The sequence below is a fragment of the Fictibacillus sp. BK138 genome (assembly GCF_004216955.1).
Classification (GTDB): domain Bacteria; phylum Bacillota; class Bacilli; order Bacillales; family Fictibacillaceae; genus Fictibacillus.
The window spans coordinates 1,411,733-1,426,834 of record NZ_SGXL01000001.1 but is presented as its reverse complement, the minus strand read 5'-3'; the positions used below and the strand labels follow the sequence as shown (position 1 = coordinate 1,426,834).

Annotated in this window: 17 protein-coding genes; 6 read left to right on the top strand and 11 right to left on the bottom strand. The window is 38.3% G+C overall.

From position 1 onward, the window contains the following. The first annotated feature begins 170 nt into the window (after nt 1-170). Nucleotides 171-497 carry a LysM peptidoglycan-binding domain-containing protein gene (locus EV282_RS06960; protein ID WP_130294906.1) on the top strand — a complete coding sequence of 109 codons (327 nt, stop codon included), beginning with the start codon at nt 171-173 and terminating at the stop codon, nt 495-497. Between the two features lie 93 nt (nt 498-590). Further along, the gene (ispG, locus tag EV282_RS06955; RefSeq protein ID WP_130294904.1) at nt 591-1,691 is read left to right on the top strand and encodes a flavodoxin-dependent (E)-4-hydroxy-3-methylbut-2-enyl-diphosphate synthase; all 1,101 of its coding nucleotides are present in this window, start codon (nt 591-593) and stop codon (nt 1,689-1,691) included. Between the two features lie 315 nt (nt 1,692-2,006). Here the strand turns inward: ispG and EV282_RS06950 are convergent, their stop codons facing one another. The 9 genes from EV282_RS06950 to EV282_RS06910 form a co-directional block, all read right to left on the bottom strand. Next, nucleotides 2,007-2,372 (bottom strand): DUF4190 domain-containing protein, encoded by a 366-nt coding sequence (locus tag EV282_RS06950; RefSeq protein WP_226535195.1) that lies wholly within the window; start codon nt 2,370-2,372, stop codon nt 2,007-2,009. 125 nt (nt 2,373-2,497) lie between these two features. Next, entirely contained in the window at nt 2,498-2,710 is a 213-nt protein-coding gene (locus tag EV282_RS06945) for a DUF1540 domain-containing protein (protein WP_130294900.1), read from the bottom strand. 67 nt (nt 2,711-2,777) lie between these two features. Then, nucleotides 2,778-3,173, bottom strand: coding sequence for a Fur family transcriptional regulator (locus EV282_RS06940; protein WP_066294843.1), 396 nt, complete (start codon nt 3,171-3,173; stop codon nt 2,778-2,780). 32 nt (nt 3,174-3,205) lie between these two features. Continuing rightward, nucleotides 3,206-4,048: a metal ABC transporter permease gene (locus tag EV282_RS06935; protein ID WP_130294899.1), complete on the bottom strand. Its 843-nt coding sequence runs from the start codon at nt 4,046-4,048 to the stop codon at nt 3,206-3,208. Nucleotides 4,049-4,060: 12 nt separating this feature from the next. Further along, entirely contained in the window at nt 4,061-4,837 is a 777-nt protein-coding gene (locus tag EV282_RS06930) for a metal ABC transporter ATP-binding protein (protein WP_226535198.1), read from the bottom strand. Between the two features lie 126 nt (nt 4,838-4,963). Continuing rightward, on the bottom strand, nt 4,964-5,614 hold the full coding sequence (locus tag EV282_RS06925) for an HAD family hydrolase (RefSeq protein WP_130294897.1): 651 nt from the start codon (nt 5,612-5,614) through the stop codon (nt 4,964-4,966). Nucleotides 5,615-5,722: 108 nt separating this feature from the next. Beyond that, on the bottom strand, nt 5,723-6,643 hold the full coding sequence (locus tag EV282_RS06920; protein WP_130294895.1) for a metal ABC transporter substrate-binding protein: 921 nt from the start codon (nt 6,641-6,643) through the stop codon (nt 5,723-5,725). 15 nt (nt 6,644-6,658) lie between these two features. After that, a complete protein-coding gene (locus EV282_RS06915) occupies nt 6,659-7,528 on the bottom strand; it encodes a metal ABC transporter permease (protein ID WP_130296921.1) in 870 nt (289 codons plus the stop codon). A 2-nt stretch (nt 7,529-7,530) separates the two neighbouring features. After that, complete coding sequence (locus EV282_RS06910; protein ID WP_130294894.1) at nt 7,531-8,280, bottom strand: metal ABC transporter ATP-binding protein; 750 nt, start codon at nt 8,278-8,280, stop codon at nt 7,531-7,533. 291 nt (nt 8,281-8,571) lie between these two features. On the opposite strand from EV282_RS06910, the gene EV282_RS06905 reads away from it, so the two are divergent. Both EV282_RS06905 and EV282_RS06900 read left to right on the top strand, forming a co-directional pair. Next, nucleotides 8,572-9,831: an NCS2 family permease gene (locus EV282_RS06905; RefSeq protein WP_130294892.1), complete on the top strand. Its 1,260-nt coding sequence runs from the start codon at nt 8,572-8,574 to the stop codon at nt 9,829-9,831. A 97-nt stretch (nt 9,832-9,928) separates the two neighbouring features. Next, a complete protein-coding gene (locus tag EV282_RS06900) occupies nt 9,929-10,189 on the top strand; it encodes a DUF2624 family protein (RefSeq protein WP_130294891.1) in 261 nt (86 codons plus the stop codon). Between the two features lie 584 nt (nt 10,190-10,773). Here EV282_RS06900 and EV282_RS06895 read toward each other — a convergent pair. Next, a complete protein-coding gene (locus EV282_RS06895) occupies nt 10,774-11,664 on the bottom strand; it encodes a deoxyribonuclease IV (RefSeq protein ID WP_130294889.1) in 891 nt (296 codons plus the stop codon). A 29-nt stretch (nt 11,665-11,693) separates the two neighbouring features. Continuing rightward, nucleotides 11,694-12,977, bottom strand: coding sequence for a DEAD/DEAH box helicase (locus EV282_RS06890; protein WP_130294887.1), 1,284 nt, complete (start codon nt 12,975-12,977; stop codon nt 11,694-11,696). 369 nt (nt 12,978-13,346) lie between these two features. Here EV282_RS06890 and vrrA point away from each other — a divergent pair, with 369 nt between their 5' ends. Further along, entirely contained in the window at nt 13,347-13,985 is a 639-nt protein-coding gene (gene vrrA, locus EV282_RS06885) for a VrrA/YqfQ family protein (RefSeq protein ID WP_130294886.1), read from the top strand. Nucleotides 13,986-14,102: 117 nt separating this feature from the next. Further along, nucleotides 14,103-15,047 (top strand): 4-hydroxy-3-methylbut-2-enyl diphosphate reductase, encoded by a 945-nt coding sequence (locus tag EV282_RS06880; protein WP_130294884.1) that lies wholly within the window; start codon nt 14,103-14,105, stop codon nt 15,045-15,047. The last annotated feature ends 55 nt before the right edge of the window (nt 15,048-15,102 follow it).

Genomic DNA, 15,102 nt, shown 5'->3' with positions numbered 1-15,102 from the left:
ACAGTTTCACCTCTCCCCTCGGTACAACTACAATGATACGTTTAAAATTTTATTTTCTGTCCATTACACCTTTCCATTTTACACCAATGCTCGTATGAAAGTCACTTTTAACTTGTCATAAAAGAAAGGGACAAGCATATAGTTCAATATGAGAAAGGAGAGGGAAAAAAATGAAACGTTTTTTAACAGGCTGTACAATTCTTCTAATTCTATATGTGGTTGCTTACGATCTTAAAATTGGAACACTCCCTCAAACTCAGCCCGTAAATGCTGAGATTCAAACAAATGATAAGAATCATACTTACAATTACAAAAGCTACCAGGCTGGCCCTGGAGATACATTAATTTCAATTGTAGAGGAATTAAATACTCATGGTGGTTATACGATCTCATCAATGATTAAAGACTTTACAACCCTGAATCCAGGAGTCAACCCTGAAAACATTCAATTAGGAAAAACATATAAATTTCCGTTATATAAAAAAGCAGGAAGGTAACAATACTTGTCAAAACAAAATAATCCCTGCTAAAATGAACTGATGATAGGACAGAATAATACTGTCAATTTGATAAAAGGAGCGATTCACCAAATGAGTGAAATCACCCACCGTTCTAAAACAAGACCTGTAAAAGTCGGACCTTTAACAATCGGAGGAACTGATCAGGTCATCGTACAAAGTATGACGACTACAAAAACACATGATGTTGAAGCTACAGTCGCTGAAATAAAACGTTTAGAAGAAGCTGGCTGCCAGGTTGTCCGAGTTGCATGTCCGGATATGCGTGCTGCTGAAGCAATTGCAGATATTAAAAAGCAGATCAGCATACCTTTGGTTGTAGATATTCATTTTGATTATAAGCTTGCCTTAAAAGCAATTGAAGGCGGAGCAGATAAAATCAGAATCAATCCGGGGAATATCGGAAGACGGGAAAAAGTTGAAGCCGTTGTTAAAGCAGCAAAAGAAAAAGGTATCCCTATCCGCATTGGTGTAAATGCTGGTTCTTTAGAAAAGAAATATCTTGAAAAATACGGTTATCCAACTGCAGATGGTATGGTAGAAAGTGCTCTGGAACACATCCGTATCTTAGAAGAACTGGACTTTCATGATATTATCGTTTCCATGAAAGCATCTGATGTTAATTTAGCTATTGAAGCATATGAAAAGGCATCTAAAGCATTCAATTACCCATTGCACCTCGGGATAACTGAATCAGGCACACTTTTTGCAGGAACCGTAAAAAGTGCAGCCGGCCTTGGCGTAATTCTGCATAAAGGTATCGGAAATACACTTCGTATTTCACTGAGTGCTGATCCTGTTGAAGAAGTAAAAGTTGCCCGGGAATTATTAAAATCCTTTGGTCTTCTTTCAGATGCTGCAACTTTAATCTCATGTCCAACATGCGGACGTATAGAAATAGATCTTATTTCAATCGCAAATGAAGTTGAAGAGTATATCTCAAAAGTACGTGCACCGATTAAAGTAGCCGTATTAGGATGTGCAGTTAACGGTCCTGGAGAAGCAAGAGAAGCTGATATCGGCATTGCCGGCGCTCGAGGAGAAGGATTGCTTTTCAGACATGGTGAGATCGTACGAAAGATTCCAGAGGATCAGTTGCTGGATGAGCTAAAAAAAGAAGTCGATATTTTGGCCAAAGCACACGAAGAAAAATTAAAAGCACAGCAAGCGTAAAAAAAGCTCCCATTCTGGGGGCTTTTTTTGCTTAATAGTAAGAAATGCATGATTTAGTATATTTATGAAGTCAAAAGAAGGATAATGTCTGCTCTATATGTATAATACTTAATTTTGTTTATATGTAATGTACAGTTTTATTAAGAAAAAATTAATCCCACGTTAGTGTGAAAAAATCCCACGTTATTTTAAATAATCCCACGTTAGACACCTAAAATCACACGTTAAATTTTATTTATCGAATTTTCGACAAAACGGTGTACTCCTAGATATAAAAAAGAAGAAGCCTCAGCTTCTTCTTTGCTCCTTCTTACGTTAAAAGAATGGTGCGAAAAACAAGGAAATAATTATGGAAACGATACCGAGTCCGATTGCCCAGTTCCCAAGCGTATGCGAACCTTGTCTTCTGGCCACAAATCCAACGATAATACCTGCTGCCCCAAACAAAACTGGAGCAATAAACAAAGAGAGAACAGAGAGGATTAAAGCGATGACTCCTGCCGCTTTTCCGCCTTCTCTTTCACGTTCTTCTTCATGCCCGCGTCTATGGTCCCTGTCTGCTAATCGCGGACGTTCACTTTCAGGATAAACCATGTCACTTTTTACTGGTACAGCTTCGGCTGCCATCTCTTCCCGATAGTCAGCTTCATTTATATTACGTTCGTATCTGTCATCTGCCATCATGTTTCCCCCTCTTTTAGTCTTAAGGAGCGTTCTTATTATGGCATTATTTGATACATTTCATAGATGTTAAGTTATGGGGATTGATCTAAATAAAGAAAGAGGCCTATTAACAGGCCCCTTTTTTAATGTTTTGATTTAAAAGTATGACAACAGGTCTCGGCTGGGTCATGTGCATGATCTTTGTGAGCAGCATCTCCAATTAGATCACCATCAGCACTCATGCCGTAAGAGTTATTTGCATGCTTGTCAATCTCAACAAGGATTGCATCCGCAATGCAGTTGTTTCCTTCACCCCAATAGGTGCAATTTGATACATTACATTTAACATCAGGCATAAAAAAACCTCCTTTACTTATAGCTTGGCTAATATAAAGGAGGAGCATACTTAAAATAATCATAATTTTATTCTTTGCAATCTCTGCAATATCCATAGATCTCGAATTTATGACCAGTCACATCAAACCCATTTAATTCACTGTTCAACACTTCCATAGGGCATGTATGAATGGACTTTGTACTTCCGCAAGTTAAACAAATTAAATGGTGATGATGCTCATTGTGAGAACATGTGAAACGAAATTTTCGTTCGCCTTCCCATTCTGTTTCCTCAAGCAGTCCAAGTTCCACGAATGTTGTTAAGTTTCTGTAGATCGTATCAAAACTTAACCCAGGATATTGATTCTTTAGGGATTCCTGAACATCTTTTGCAGAAAGATACCTTTTTTCACGTGCAAAGAGAGTAAGAAGATCTTTACGTTTTTCTGTGTATTTGTATCCTTTTTCTTTTAACAAATCCATTGCATCTTCAATTGTTAAAGTGAATTTCACAGTTATCCCGCCTTCCGTGAACCCATAAGCTTCTTATAGAATATTGACAAGCTTAAAATAATAATCAGGCACACTACAATTGTACCACCAGAAGCGAGATCCAGATAATATGATAAAAACATCCCCGCAATGACCGCAGTTTCGCCAAAAAGAACTGAAAGCCAAATGGTTTGTTTAAATCCAGTAGCTATTCTAATGCTTGCTGCTACGGGTAAAGTCATGAGAGAAGAAACCAAAAGGATACCTACAATTTTCATTGAGGCAGCAATAACTAACGCTGTAATCGCCATAAATGCAATCAATATCCAATTGCTTCTGATTCCTGAAAGCTTACCTTGCTCTTCATCAAATGAGAGAACAAACAATTCCTTATACATAAGAAAAACAAATGCTAGTACAACCACTAAAATTGCGAATACAGTCCAGACATCTGATTGCTTGACCGCTATAATACTGCCGAATAAATAATTAAACAGATCTGTATTGAATCCATCTGCCATCGAAATAAAAATAACACTTAATCCTATCCCAGCTGACATGATAATCGGGATTGCTAATTCTTCATAATGCTTATAAACTTTTCGAAGCTGTTCGATAAAAACAGCTCCTCCCACAGAGAAAGCCATACCCATATATACTGGGTTAGCACCGGCAAATACAGCAAACCACTTTCCGAGCAGCAAGTTTGCTGCAATCCCAGCCAGTGTTATGTGGGAAAGTGCATCTGCAATAAGAGCCTGCCGTCTAACAACGATAAATACGCCTAACACAGGTGCTAACAAACCAACCATAATTCCTGTTAAGAAAGCATTTTGTAAAAATTCATATTTTAAAAAAGGTAACATCCGTTCATCCCCTTACTCGTGGTCATGATCATGATGAATGACATGAACATGATGTCCATAAAAAGCAGACATGTTTTCTGAAGAACTTTCTTCAAATTCTTTTGTGTTCCCATGAAAATGTATCTGCTTATTTAGACAAGCTACATCAGTGACATAGTTAGTCATAACGCCTACATCATGTGTGACTAGAACGAGTGTCATTTTATTCTCACGATGTAAATTTTTCAGCATTTTATAAAATGACTCTGAAGATTCAATATCAACACCAACTGTAGGCTCATCTAGAATAAGAAGTTCGGGGTCACTGACCAAAGCCCTAGCTATAAAGATTCGCTGCTGCTGGCCGCCGGAGAGTTCCCCAATATTTCGGTTAGCGAAATCTTCCATATTGACAGCTTTTAATGCATTCCAAACCTTCTCCTTATCAGAAGACTTTAAAAAGCGGAATAAACCAACCTTTCCGAACAACCCCATTGAAACCACTTCAAATGCAGTCGCCGGAAATGCGGTATTGAAGCTATTTGCTTTTTGGGAAACGTAACCTACTTTTTCCCACTTTTGAAATTTTTGAACTTTTTCTCCAAAAAGGGATACACTGCCTTGCTGAGGTTTTAATAACCCTAGAATACACTTTATGAGGGTTGATTTCCCTGATCCATTCGGACCTACAAGTCCTAAAAAAGAACCTTGTTTCACTTCCATTGTTACATGTTCAAGAACGTTTTTCTCACCATAATGGAAGGATAGATCATCCACAAGAATCGCTGGATTATTTATTTTTTTCTCCACAATAATCCTCCCTGTAATAATTATAAGTAGTAATGAGTACGATTTAAAACTGTCTCATAGTATACACGAAAAAAATAGAAAGTAAAACAACATGCCTATGCTGTGTCACTTTCAATTCCATAATATTTATAGTCCTGTAAATAAACCTTTCACCGTATGTTCTAATTGTGACGGTGAAACAATCACATCAGCCTTCCTTAAATATTTTTCTTCAAGTGTTGTTTCAACAGCCAGACAAAAAGCCCCAGCTTGTTTTGCCGACTCTATTCCAAGAGGAGCGTTTTCAATTACGAGCCATTCTGAAGGACCAAATGAAAGATTACCCATTGCTTTTATGTAAGGTTCTGGTGATGGTTTCCCCTCATTCACATCATCACCTGTTATGACAGAATTGAATGTAACAGGGAGTTTCTCGAGCACTTCCTGGACAAATTCTCTCCTGCTTCCTGTTACTAAAGAAATTGGTATTTCTTTTTTATATAGGTATTCTAAAAGTGATAAGGTCTCTTTTATAAAGGTATAATTTGCATTTTCCTTAAAATAATTTCTTTTTTGCACATAAATCTCTTCAATATCTTCCTCGGATACTGGCACTTGGGAGGATTTAAAAATATCCATTATTGTTTTTCGGCCAGGCATCCCCTCTCTCAGATAAAACTCAAGGTCATTATGATCGTATCCTTTTTGATTGAATGCATAGCGCCATGCTTCTACATGGTGATGCATCGTATGGACGACAACTCCATCCATATCAAAACAAACTGCTTTAATACTCATTATTCCAACCTGCCTTTTATGTATAAATCTTTCATTATTATAGAACAAAATGTCCGATATTAAAAAAACAGAAGCTGAAATCTTAGTTTCAGCTTCTATTTGATATCTTTATTGTAATCCCTCTATTACAGTCTTCGTGTTCCATTCCATCATTTCTTTGTATGAATCACCATCTTCACCTGGCTTGCCTAAAGAATCAGTAAAGACTTTTCCTTTAATAGGTACTCCGGTTTCTTTGGATACTGTTTCCATACTTCTTGGATCAACACTTGTTTCTACAAATAGAGCGGAAACATTTCCTTGTTTAATAAAGTCAACCAGACTTTTGATTTGCTGTGGCGTACCTTGGTTTTCAGAGTTTATCTCCCAAACGTATGCCGTGTTTATATTATATGCTTCTCCAAAATACTTAAAAGCACCTTCACTTGTAATCAGTACACGTTTTTCTTCTGGGATCTTAGCAATTTCAGTGACGGTATTATCGTGCAGCTTCTTTAATTCTGAGATATACTCTTCTGCATTTTGTTCATAGTACTTTTTGTTATCTGGATCCTCTTTTATGAGCGCATCTCTTATGTTTTCAACATAGATGATTCCATTATTAATATTCATCCATGCATGAGGGTCAGGCTCTTTCTCCAACCCTTTGGATTCAAGATGAATCGCTTTTACGCCTTCGCTTACCCGATATACAGGTGCATCTTTCCCATCTTTATCTGCAGTCTTTAAAAGCTTTTTAAACCAAGAATTGCCTTCTTCTAGATTCAACCCGTTATAAAATACAACATCTGCATCAGTGGTTTTTAAGACGTCTTCAGGAAGCGGATCATATTCATGCGGATTAGAGCCGATCGGCACCATACTGTGTACATCCACTTTATCTCCGCCTACATTTTTGACTAAATCATAGATAATGGAATAGGTCGTAACTACTTCTACCTTTTCAGAATCATCTTTTCCTGAACTGCATCCTGCAGATGCCACCAATAATGCTCCAGCTAAAATAATACTTGCCATTTTTTTAAACATCTATAAACCTCCCTTTTATCGCATCAACTCGGCTCTGTTCCTTCTCGCTTTTAGTGCTTTCCACACTAATCCTTGAGAAGGAGAAAAGAAGAATGCCATAGCAAACATAAATGCAGAAACCAAAACAATCGTTGCACCTGATGCAAGATTATAAATAAAGCTAAAGTACAATCCGAACACAGAAGCGATTATCCCGAACAACGCAGCAAAATAGATCATGACTGACAGTCTATTTGTAAGCAGATAAGCCGTTGCTGCTGGAGTAATCAACATTGCCACTACCAAGACGATCCCGACTGTTTGAAGAGAAGCTACTGTGACCATTGTAAGAACGACCATAAGGGCATAATGAATCCATTTATTCGGAAGCCCATAGCTCTCTGCCATTGTCGGATCAAATGTTGAAACAAGCAGTTCCTTATAAAATAAGGTAACGAGCCCTATGACCAGAACGCCGATTCCAACTGTTATCCACATATCACTCATCCGAACAGCCAGAACATTTCCAAACAAGATATGATACAAATCCGCACTGCTCTTCATGAAAGTAATGATTACGATCCCTACTGCGAACATACTGGTGAACATGATGCCGATCGCCATATCATGCTTAATTCGACTGTTTTGACTGACATAACCAATTCCAATGGCAGTTAAAACTCCTGTAATTACTGCTCCGAAGAAAAAGCTGATTCCAAGCATATAACTGATTGCAACTCCAGGCAGAACAGCGTGGGAGATAGCGTCCCCCATTAATGACATGCCTCTTAAAATGATGAAGCATCCTACGATTCCGCATATGACACCAACCATTACGGAAGTAAACAACGCTTTTTGAAGAAATTCATACTGAAACAAAGCTTCAAAAAAATCGATCATATTCATTTTCATGATGTAACGTTCACCCCTTTTGGCTGAAGAAATGAAAATTGATTTGCATAAGCTTTCGTAATCACTTCCGGCTGAAGCACTTCTTCAGATGCACCATAATGGATCATGTGCTGGTTAAGTAAGAGCAGATGGTCAAAATAAGACTCCGCTTTGCTTAAATCGTGGTGTACGACAAGTATTGTTTTTCCTTCTTTTTTCAAATCTCTTAGAATATTAATAATGGTTTCTTCACTCGCCACATCAATACCAACAAAAGGTTCATCGAGAAAAAATAATTCTGCCTTTTGAGCAAGAGCTCTCGCCAGAAAAACCCTTTGCTGCTGCCCTCCTGAAAGTTCTCCGATCTGACGACCACTGAAATTCTCCATTCCTACCGTCTTTAGACATTCTTGCGCCCATTCTCTATCACTTTTGGTGGGCCGTTTAAACAAACCTAGCTTTGGGTAAGTACCCAGCAGCACTACATCGATTACCGTGATAGGAAAATCCCAGTCAATATCTGAACGCTGAGGAACATAAGCGATGTTCTTTTTCCACTTCTTTAACGGTTCACCGAATATTTTTATATCGCCTTTATCTTTTGAAATTAAGTTTAAAGTCGCCTTCATTAAGGTGGATTTACCCGCCCCGTTTGGTCCGATAATACCGACAAGACTTCCTTTTTTCACAGAAAACGTAATGTCTTTTACAACTTGATTTCCTAAATATGAGACGAACAATCGCTCGATCTCTAATGCATGTTCCATAGAAAAAAGACCTCCTTTTTCGCTTGGCAACCTCTTTTGCCTTAACGCAACTTTTAATTAAAAAAATAATCCCTTCACAATGTATGTGTCGAAATAGATGTAAGTGACTAATTTGAATAAAAGAAAAGTTTCCTTCGGGCAACTTTTTTACTTAAGTCAAATTATATAGTGTGGACACAAGATTGTAAATGATTTTTTCTAGCCATATTTCTACATTTGCTATATAATCATCTCTGGCAGGCAACTGCTGGGTGGGAGAGGGTTTGTTTTTTAGTTTTAAGAGAGGAATACATGAAACAAGATCAAGTTTCGATTAAAAAAGAAGTGCTCGCAGGTATAACTTCATTTTTCACGATCGCCTATATTATTATTGTTAATCCATTAATTTTAGCCGATGCTGGAATGCCTTATGAAGGTGTAGTATTAGCGACAATTCTTACTTCTGTAGTTGGGTGTTTAATCATGGGGCTGTATGCAAATGCTCCTATTATTCTGACTCCTGGAATGGGTGTGAACGCATTTTTCACCTATACCATTGTTCAGGGAATGAACTTAAGCTGGCAAGAAGCGCTAGCTGCTGTTGTTCTATCAGGTGTTTTCTTTTTAATAGCTGCTTCTACCCCTTTAAAGGACATACTTTCTAAAAGTATCCCTCAATCTTTAAAGCATAGCATTACTGTAGGAATCGGTTTATTCTTGACGTTTATCGGACTTCAAAAAGGCGGTATCATTGAAGCTAGTTCTGCTACTTTTGTGAAATTAGGACATTTAGACCGTCCTGATGCTATTCTCACTATGGTTGGACTTGCAATAACACTTGCTCTGTTCTTAAAAAACGTTAAAGGAAGTTTCCTTATCGGTATTGCTTTAACAACTTTGATAGGCTTCATGATGGGACACACTCAAGAAGTTAAAAAAATGTCTGAAGGATTTTCATTCAAGCCATTCGGTGAATTGCTGTTCGCTTTTGATTTTTCTGGAATTACTGAATTATCTTTCTGGATCGCTACCTTTTCACTCACCATGATTATTACGTTTGAAAACATGGGATTGTTGTATGGATTGCTTCCAGATCAGAAAAAGTTTCCTAAAGCGTTTCAAGCCAATGCTGCTTCTTCTATCGTATCTGGATTATTTGGTACTAGTCCGACTATTTCAACGGTAGAGAGTGCCTCTGGAATAACGGAAGGCGGAAGAACTGGTATAACAAGTATTACAGTTGCTGTCCTATTTATTGGTTCCATTTTTGCTGCTCCGTTCATTGCTTATATTCCCGATGGTGCCATTGCGCCCGTGTTAATCATAATCGGCGGCTTGATGGTTCAGCAGATTCAGCATATTCCCTTAGCGGACTTCACTGAAATGTTTCCATCATTTTTAATTATTGCTCTGATTCCACTAACATACAGTATTGTTGATGGTCTTGCTTTTGGATTTATTGCCTACCCTTTGATTAAATGGATGTCTGGTCAGAAAAAGCAAGTTCCCGCTACTATGTATGTAATAGCGTTCTTATTCTTTATGAACTTTGTACTTCACACCATCATTTAAATGTGAAATTTTAAGACTCTGGATAATTTCCAGAGTCTTTTTTAGCACTTTCTCCGCTCCTGACTCATACAATAAAAAAGTCAGGAGGGAGTTCCTTATGAATCCAATTATTGTGCACTTTGTTAACCAAAAACTGAATACAATCAGTCCAAACGAATTAATATCTCTTGCAGCACAATATCAGCTTCCCATTTCACAAAAAGAAGCCGTTCAAATCGTAAACATATTACGCCGGCAGACAATTGATATAAAAAATCTTAGTCAGCGTAAACAAATTATCGCAACGATCGCAAAAGAAGTCAGCCCTGAAAAAGCCAACTATATTCAGTACTTAATCCAGACATACATTGACAGATAAAAATTTTGATTGCGGTGATCTCCGCTCCAGGGTACATGTTTGTATCACAAATTCAAAAGAAGGATCAAACCATCTCGTATTAACAAGGTGGTATGATCTTTTTTTCTGTATAAAAAAAATCAAATACGAGTAGGTGTTATCTGTTGGCTCCATCCTCGGGTCTGATTGGTATGGAAATGCATGATCCTTCATGATATTTACGGTAATTTAAAAAATCATGAAGTTGATGAAATAAACAAGGGTAAGGCAAGAATAAAAAACAAGGGCTGTGCAAGTGAATTCCATGCGAAGTCCTTGTTTTTTTCTGTTTAAAAAGAAAAACCGGTGAAATTCAACCGGTTTTTCAGTGACCGCCAACTGCTATGCGGTCATATTGCTTTTTGAACATTTTTTGTCGATTCGCATCCTCGACTAGTTGATTGGAGTGTATGGTGCTTGACTCCTGCGGGATCAGCGGGACAGGTGAGACCATTCAATGTCACAAAGTAACGAGTGAGCTCACCGCACGCCCCGCGGAAAGCAAGCACCTGAAACGGAGATCAACTACTTCAAAACAACACAGTTTGCTCTATAATGCCCATTTATTAAACTAGAAGTTTGTTCTGCAGATCTGGATCAAACTCTTTTGCTTTTATCATCTCGATCTCTAATTGATAAGGCGGTTTCTTATTATTCTTATCTGTCCCAACATAAGGAGTTTCAAGAATTTTTGGGATATCCTTAAACGATTCATGGTGGACAATATAGCTTAATGCGTCAAAACCGATATGACCAAAGCCAATGTTCTCATGTCTGTCTTTGGAAGCACCGCATATATTCTTGCTGTCATTAATATGGAAAACTTTAATTCGGTCTTTGCCGATAATTCTATCGAATTGATCCATAACCCCATCAAAGTCGTTTACGATATCATACCCTGCATCATGTGTATGACACGTATCGAAGCACACAGATAGTTTTTCGTTGAGGGTAACTCCATCAATGATCTGTGCTAATTCTTCAAACGATCTTCCGCATTCGGAACCTTTACCCGCCATCGTTTCCAAAGCGATTTGTACATTTTGTTCTTTCGTTAACACTTCATTGAGACCTTCAATAATCTTTTTAATGCCAACTTCGGACCCTTCCCCTACATGCGCGCCCGGATGCAACACAATCTGTCTTGCGCCTAAAGCTTCTGTTCGTTCAATCTCTCTTCGTAAGAAGTCAACACCCAGTTCAAAGGTTTCAGGCTTCACAGCGTTCCCTATATTAATAATATAAGGTGCATGAACGACAATATCAGCTATGCCGTTATCAATCATGTGTTTTGTTCCTGCTTCGATATTAAGGTCTTCAATCTTTTTTCGTCTCGTGTTTTGAGGTGCTCCGGTATAGATCATAAAAGTGTTTGCACCATAAGAAACAGCCTCTTCACTTGCAGCCAAAAGCATTTTCTTTCCGCTCATTGAGACATGTGAACCGATTTTAATCATACTTTCCCCTCTTCCCCACGCAATAATCTCTATCTTTGATTTCTTCTTTTCTTTTTCATTAACTTTTTCTTTTGCTCATCCATCTTCTTTTTATAACCCGGTTTTACTTTACGAGGTTTAGGTACATAAATACCTTCCTGTTCTTTGGAAGCTGTACTCTTTTCTCTTTGCTTTACAGCTACCCACTCACCATTCTTATATTGTTCATACGTAAAACTGATTTTTTTCTCTTTCAGTTTTTGTACAGAATGCTGATCCGTTTGTTCAAACAGAGAGGCACAAATACCAGACATACCTGCACGGCCTGTCCGGCCGGCTCTGTGGATATAAAAGTCAAGATCCTTTGGAAACTCATAATTAATAATGTGGCTGACACCTTTAATATCGATTCCTCGTGCAGCTAGGTCAGTTGCAACCAAGAATTGAAATTCAGCCTTTTGTACACGCTTCATAATGTTCTTTCTCGTCCGAGGAGGGATATCGCCGTGTAAACGCTCTACGCTCAATCCTTCAGCAGCCATTGCATCTGCAATTTCATCGACTGTTTTTTTGGTATTTGCAAAAATAATAGCAAAATACGGATTATAATTCTTTGCAGTTTTAATAAGCATAGGAAGCTTATCATTATGTTTAGTCTGAATAAGTACATGCTTTATATCTTTAGCTGTAATTTGTTGAGGTTCAACATGAACATGCTTTGGAGTCTTCATATATTTCTTCAAAAATGGCTGCAGCTTCTCTGGCACAGTTGCTGAGAAAACCATCATCTGAAGTTCATTAGCCATGCGGGATGCAATCATATCAACATCTTCAATAAAGCCCATGTCCAGCATCTGATCAGCCTCGTCAACTACGAGCATGTTTGCCGTATAAACAACTAGCTCTTGTGCATTCACTAGGTCCTTAATCCGTCCCGGCGTACCTATAACAAGCTGAGGTACCGCCTTCAGCTTTTCAGCCATCCTTTTTCTGTCGGTTCCTCCGACTATTGCTTTTGCTTTGATCTGTTTATCTTCAGGCATTTGCTCTGAAACTTTCAAGAATTCATTATAGATCTGCTGTGCCAGTTCACGTGTAGGTGCTGTAATTACAGCTTGAACCTCATCTTTTTGTATATCGATCTTATGCATTAACGGAAGCAAGAATGCAAATGTTTTTCCTGATCCTGTTTGAGATTGCCCGATCATGTCTTGTCCATTAATGATTCCAGGAATTACACGTTCTTGAATATCAGTTGGTTTTTCAAATCCAATACCACTTAATGCAGCTTGGAGCGATTCATTTATTTTTAACCGTTCGAACGGAGATTTCATACGCTCACCTTTTCTTTTTCAAATATAAATCTGTTCACTTTTAGTATTATAGAGTAAGTTTTGTATTTCCGCCAATCATCCTTGTATTTTCGTTAGGCTGTTTTCTAAAAGATTGTTGCTTTCAATACATTTCTTCATTGAAAAGTTGATAGGAGTGCAAGGTGCGAGACTCCTGGGGGATTAGCGGGACAGGTGAGACTCCTATCGGCGCAAAGCGCAGAGGAGGCTCACCGCACGCCCCCCCCGGAAAGCGAGCATCCTGAAACGGAGATCAACTACTTTCAAAAACAACAATGTATACGAAAACAGCTTTCGTTAAGAAAACAGGGATAAATATCACACATGTTTTCATGAATTCATATTCTGTTTATGAGCGTATTATTTTGGAAAGGAGGGGGAATTATGCAGCCTTTTTACAGATACCCAACTCAGCCTCAGCATCCCATGCAGCCATTTCAGGTAAATCCTCATATGCAGAATATGAATGGTATGCATGGTATGCCGCGTCATGCGGGCTCTGTTGACCGATTCTTAGGGACCATTGGCAGTGGAGGAAGTATAACTGGCGGAACAAGTATTTTCACTATGCTAAATAACGTACAAAAGGTTTTAAAAGTTGCTGAAACCATGGGGCCGATGATTAAACAATACGGACCGGCGATGAGAAACCTGCCATCCATAATGACAGCATTAAAAGACTTTCAAAATGGTGGTTCAGAAACTAAAGCCGAGAACAGCCCTGAGGCAGACACCTCCAAAAAAGCGGAAAATAATGATAAAATTGCTGAAGTGGAAGAAAATACAGAACCAAAAGAAAAAAAGAAGGAAAAAAGAAAGAAAGAAACAGAAGAAAAAGTAACTGTTTCAGGTCCAAAATCGTCAAAAACAACTAAGCAGCAAGCTCAAAAATTAAAAAAGGCACCGGCTAATACCAAATTAGTACCCGCAGCGCCAAAAACGAATTTACCTAAAGGTTATCACCTCTCAGGACCGAAACTGTACGTATAAGTATAGTGTTTGAGTTCTTATGTTCTCTCCTTTATAATAAAGAAATACAGAAGTAAATCTCCCAAGACAGCATAGACATCTGTGCTGTCTTTTATATGAATAAAGGAGAGGTCCAATATGGAAATTATTAAAATATCTCCCCGTGGATATTGTTATGGTGTCGTAGATGCTATGGTCATGGCTCGTCAAGCAGCAAATGATCCAACTCTGCCAAGACCCGTTTATATTCTTGGGATGATTGTTCATAACAAACACGTAACTGATGCCTTTGAAGACGAAGGAATCATTACGCTTGATGGAAACAATCGTTTAGATATCATTCGTAACATTGAATCAGGAACTGTTATTTATACGGCGCATGGTGTCTCTCCAGAAGTTAGACGCATCGCTCACGAAAAAGGACTCTATGAAATAGATGCAACATGTCCGGATGTCACAAAAACGCATGACCTGATCAGAGAAAAAGAAAAAGAAGGCTATGAAATTATTTATATTGGTAAAAAAGGACACCCTGAGCCTGAAGGGGCTATCGGAATCGCACCTCATATCGTTCATCTTGTTGAAAATCAGGAAGACTTAGAATCATTGGATGTAAAAAGTGAAAAGATTCTTATTACCAACCAAACAACTATGAGTCAATGGGATGTTGCAGAACTTATCAAGCAGCTGTTGATCCGTTATCCAAGTGCTGAAGTGCATAAAGAAATCTGTTTAGCTACACAAGTCCGTCAAGAAGCAGTCGCAAATCAAGCTGGAGACTGTGACTTAGTGCTTGTAGTGGGTGACCCTCGAAGCAATAACTCTAACCGTCTCGCACAAGTTTCCGAAGAGATTGCCGGGACAAAAGCGTATCGAATTTCTGATGTGTCTGAGATCGATTTAGCGTGGTTAGAAGGCGTCGAAAAAGTTGGGATTACGTCTGGTGCGTCTACGCCAACACCGATTACGAAAGAAGTGATCGATTTCCTTAAAAATTATGATCAAAACAATCAAGAAACTTGGAAAACAGAACGCAAAGTTCAATTAAACCGTATCCTTCCAAAAGTAAAAGAAAAAAAATAACAAAAAGCAAAGCTGAATCGTCAGCTTTGCTTTTTACATAGCTTCTTTGAGCGAA

What these genes read in the sequence shown, in the direction of transcription:
- EV282_RS06960 (WP_130294906.1), top strand. Translation starts at nt 171, where the DNA reads ATGAAACGTTTTTTAACAGGCTGTACAATTCTTCTAATTCTATATGTG.
- ispG (WP_130294904.1), top strand. Translation starts at nt 591, where the DNA reads ATGAGTGAAATCACCCACCGTTCTAAAACAAGACCTGTAAAAGTCGGA.
- EV282_RS06950 (WP_226535195.1), bottom strand. Translation starts at nt 2,372, where the DNA reads ATGGCAGATGACAGATACGAACGTAATATAAATGAAGCTGACTATCGG.
- EV282_RS06945 (WP_130294900.1), bottom strand. Translation starts at nt 2,710, where the DNA reads ATGCCTGATGTTAAATGTAATGTATCAAATTGCACCTATTGGGGTGAA.
- EV282_RS06940 (WP_066294843.1), bottom strand. Translation starts at nt 3,173, where the DNA reads ATGGATTTGTTAAAAGAAAAAGGATACAAATACACAGAAAAACGTAAA.
- EV282_RS06935 (WP_130294899.1), bottom strand. Translation starts at nt 4,048, where the DNA reads ATGTTACCTTTTTTAAAATATGAATTTTTACAAAATGCTTTCTTAACA.
- EV282_RS06925 (WP_130294897.1), bottom strand. Translation starts at nt 5,614, where the DNA reads ATGAGTATTAAAGCAGTTTGTTTTGATATGGATGGAGTTGTCGTCCAT.
- EV282_RS06920 (WP_130294895.1), bottom strand. Translation starts at nt 6,643, where the DNA reads ATGTTTAAAAAAATGGCAAGTATTATTTTAGCTGGAGCATTATTGGTG.
- EV282_RS06915 (WP_130296921.1), bottom strand. Translation starts at nt 7,528, where the DNA reads ATGAATATGATCGATTTTTTTGAAGCTTTGTTTCAGTATGAATTTCTT.
- EV282_RS06910 (WP_130294894.1), bottom strand. Translation starts at nt 8,280, where the DNA reads ATGGAACATGCATTAGAGATCGAGCGATTGTTCGTCTCATATTTAGGA.
- EV282_RS06905 (WP_130294892.1), top strand. Translation starts at nt 8,572, where the DNA reads ATGAAACAAGATCAAGTTTCGATTAAAAAAGAAGTGCTCGCAGGTATA.
- EV282_RS06900 (WP_130294891.1), top strand. Translation starts at nt 9,929, where the DNA reads ATGAATCCAATTATTGTGCACTTTGTTAACCAAAAACTGAATACAATC.
- EV282_RS06895 (WP_130294889.1), bottom strand. Translation starts at nt 11,664, where the DNA reads ATGATTAAAATCGGTTCACATGTCTCAATGAGCGGAAAGAAAATGCTT.
- EV282_RS06890 (WP_130294887.1), bottom strand. Translation starts at nt 12,977, where the DNA reads ATGAAATCTCCGTTCGAACGGTTAAAAATAAATGAATCGCTCCAAGCT.
- vrrA (WP_130294886.1), top strand. Translation starts at nt 13,347, where the DNA reads ATGAGCGTATTATTTTGGAAAGGAGGGGGAATTATGCAGCCTTTTTAC.
- EV282_RS06880 (WP_130294884.1), top strand. Translation starts at nt 14,103, where the DNA reads ATGGAAATTATTAAAATATCTCCCCGTGGATATTGTTATGGTGTCGTA.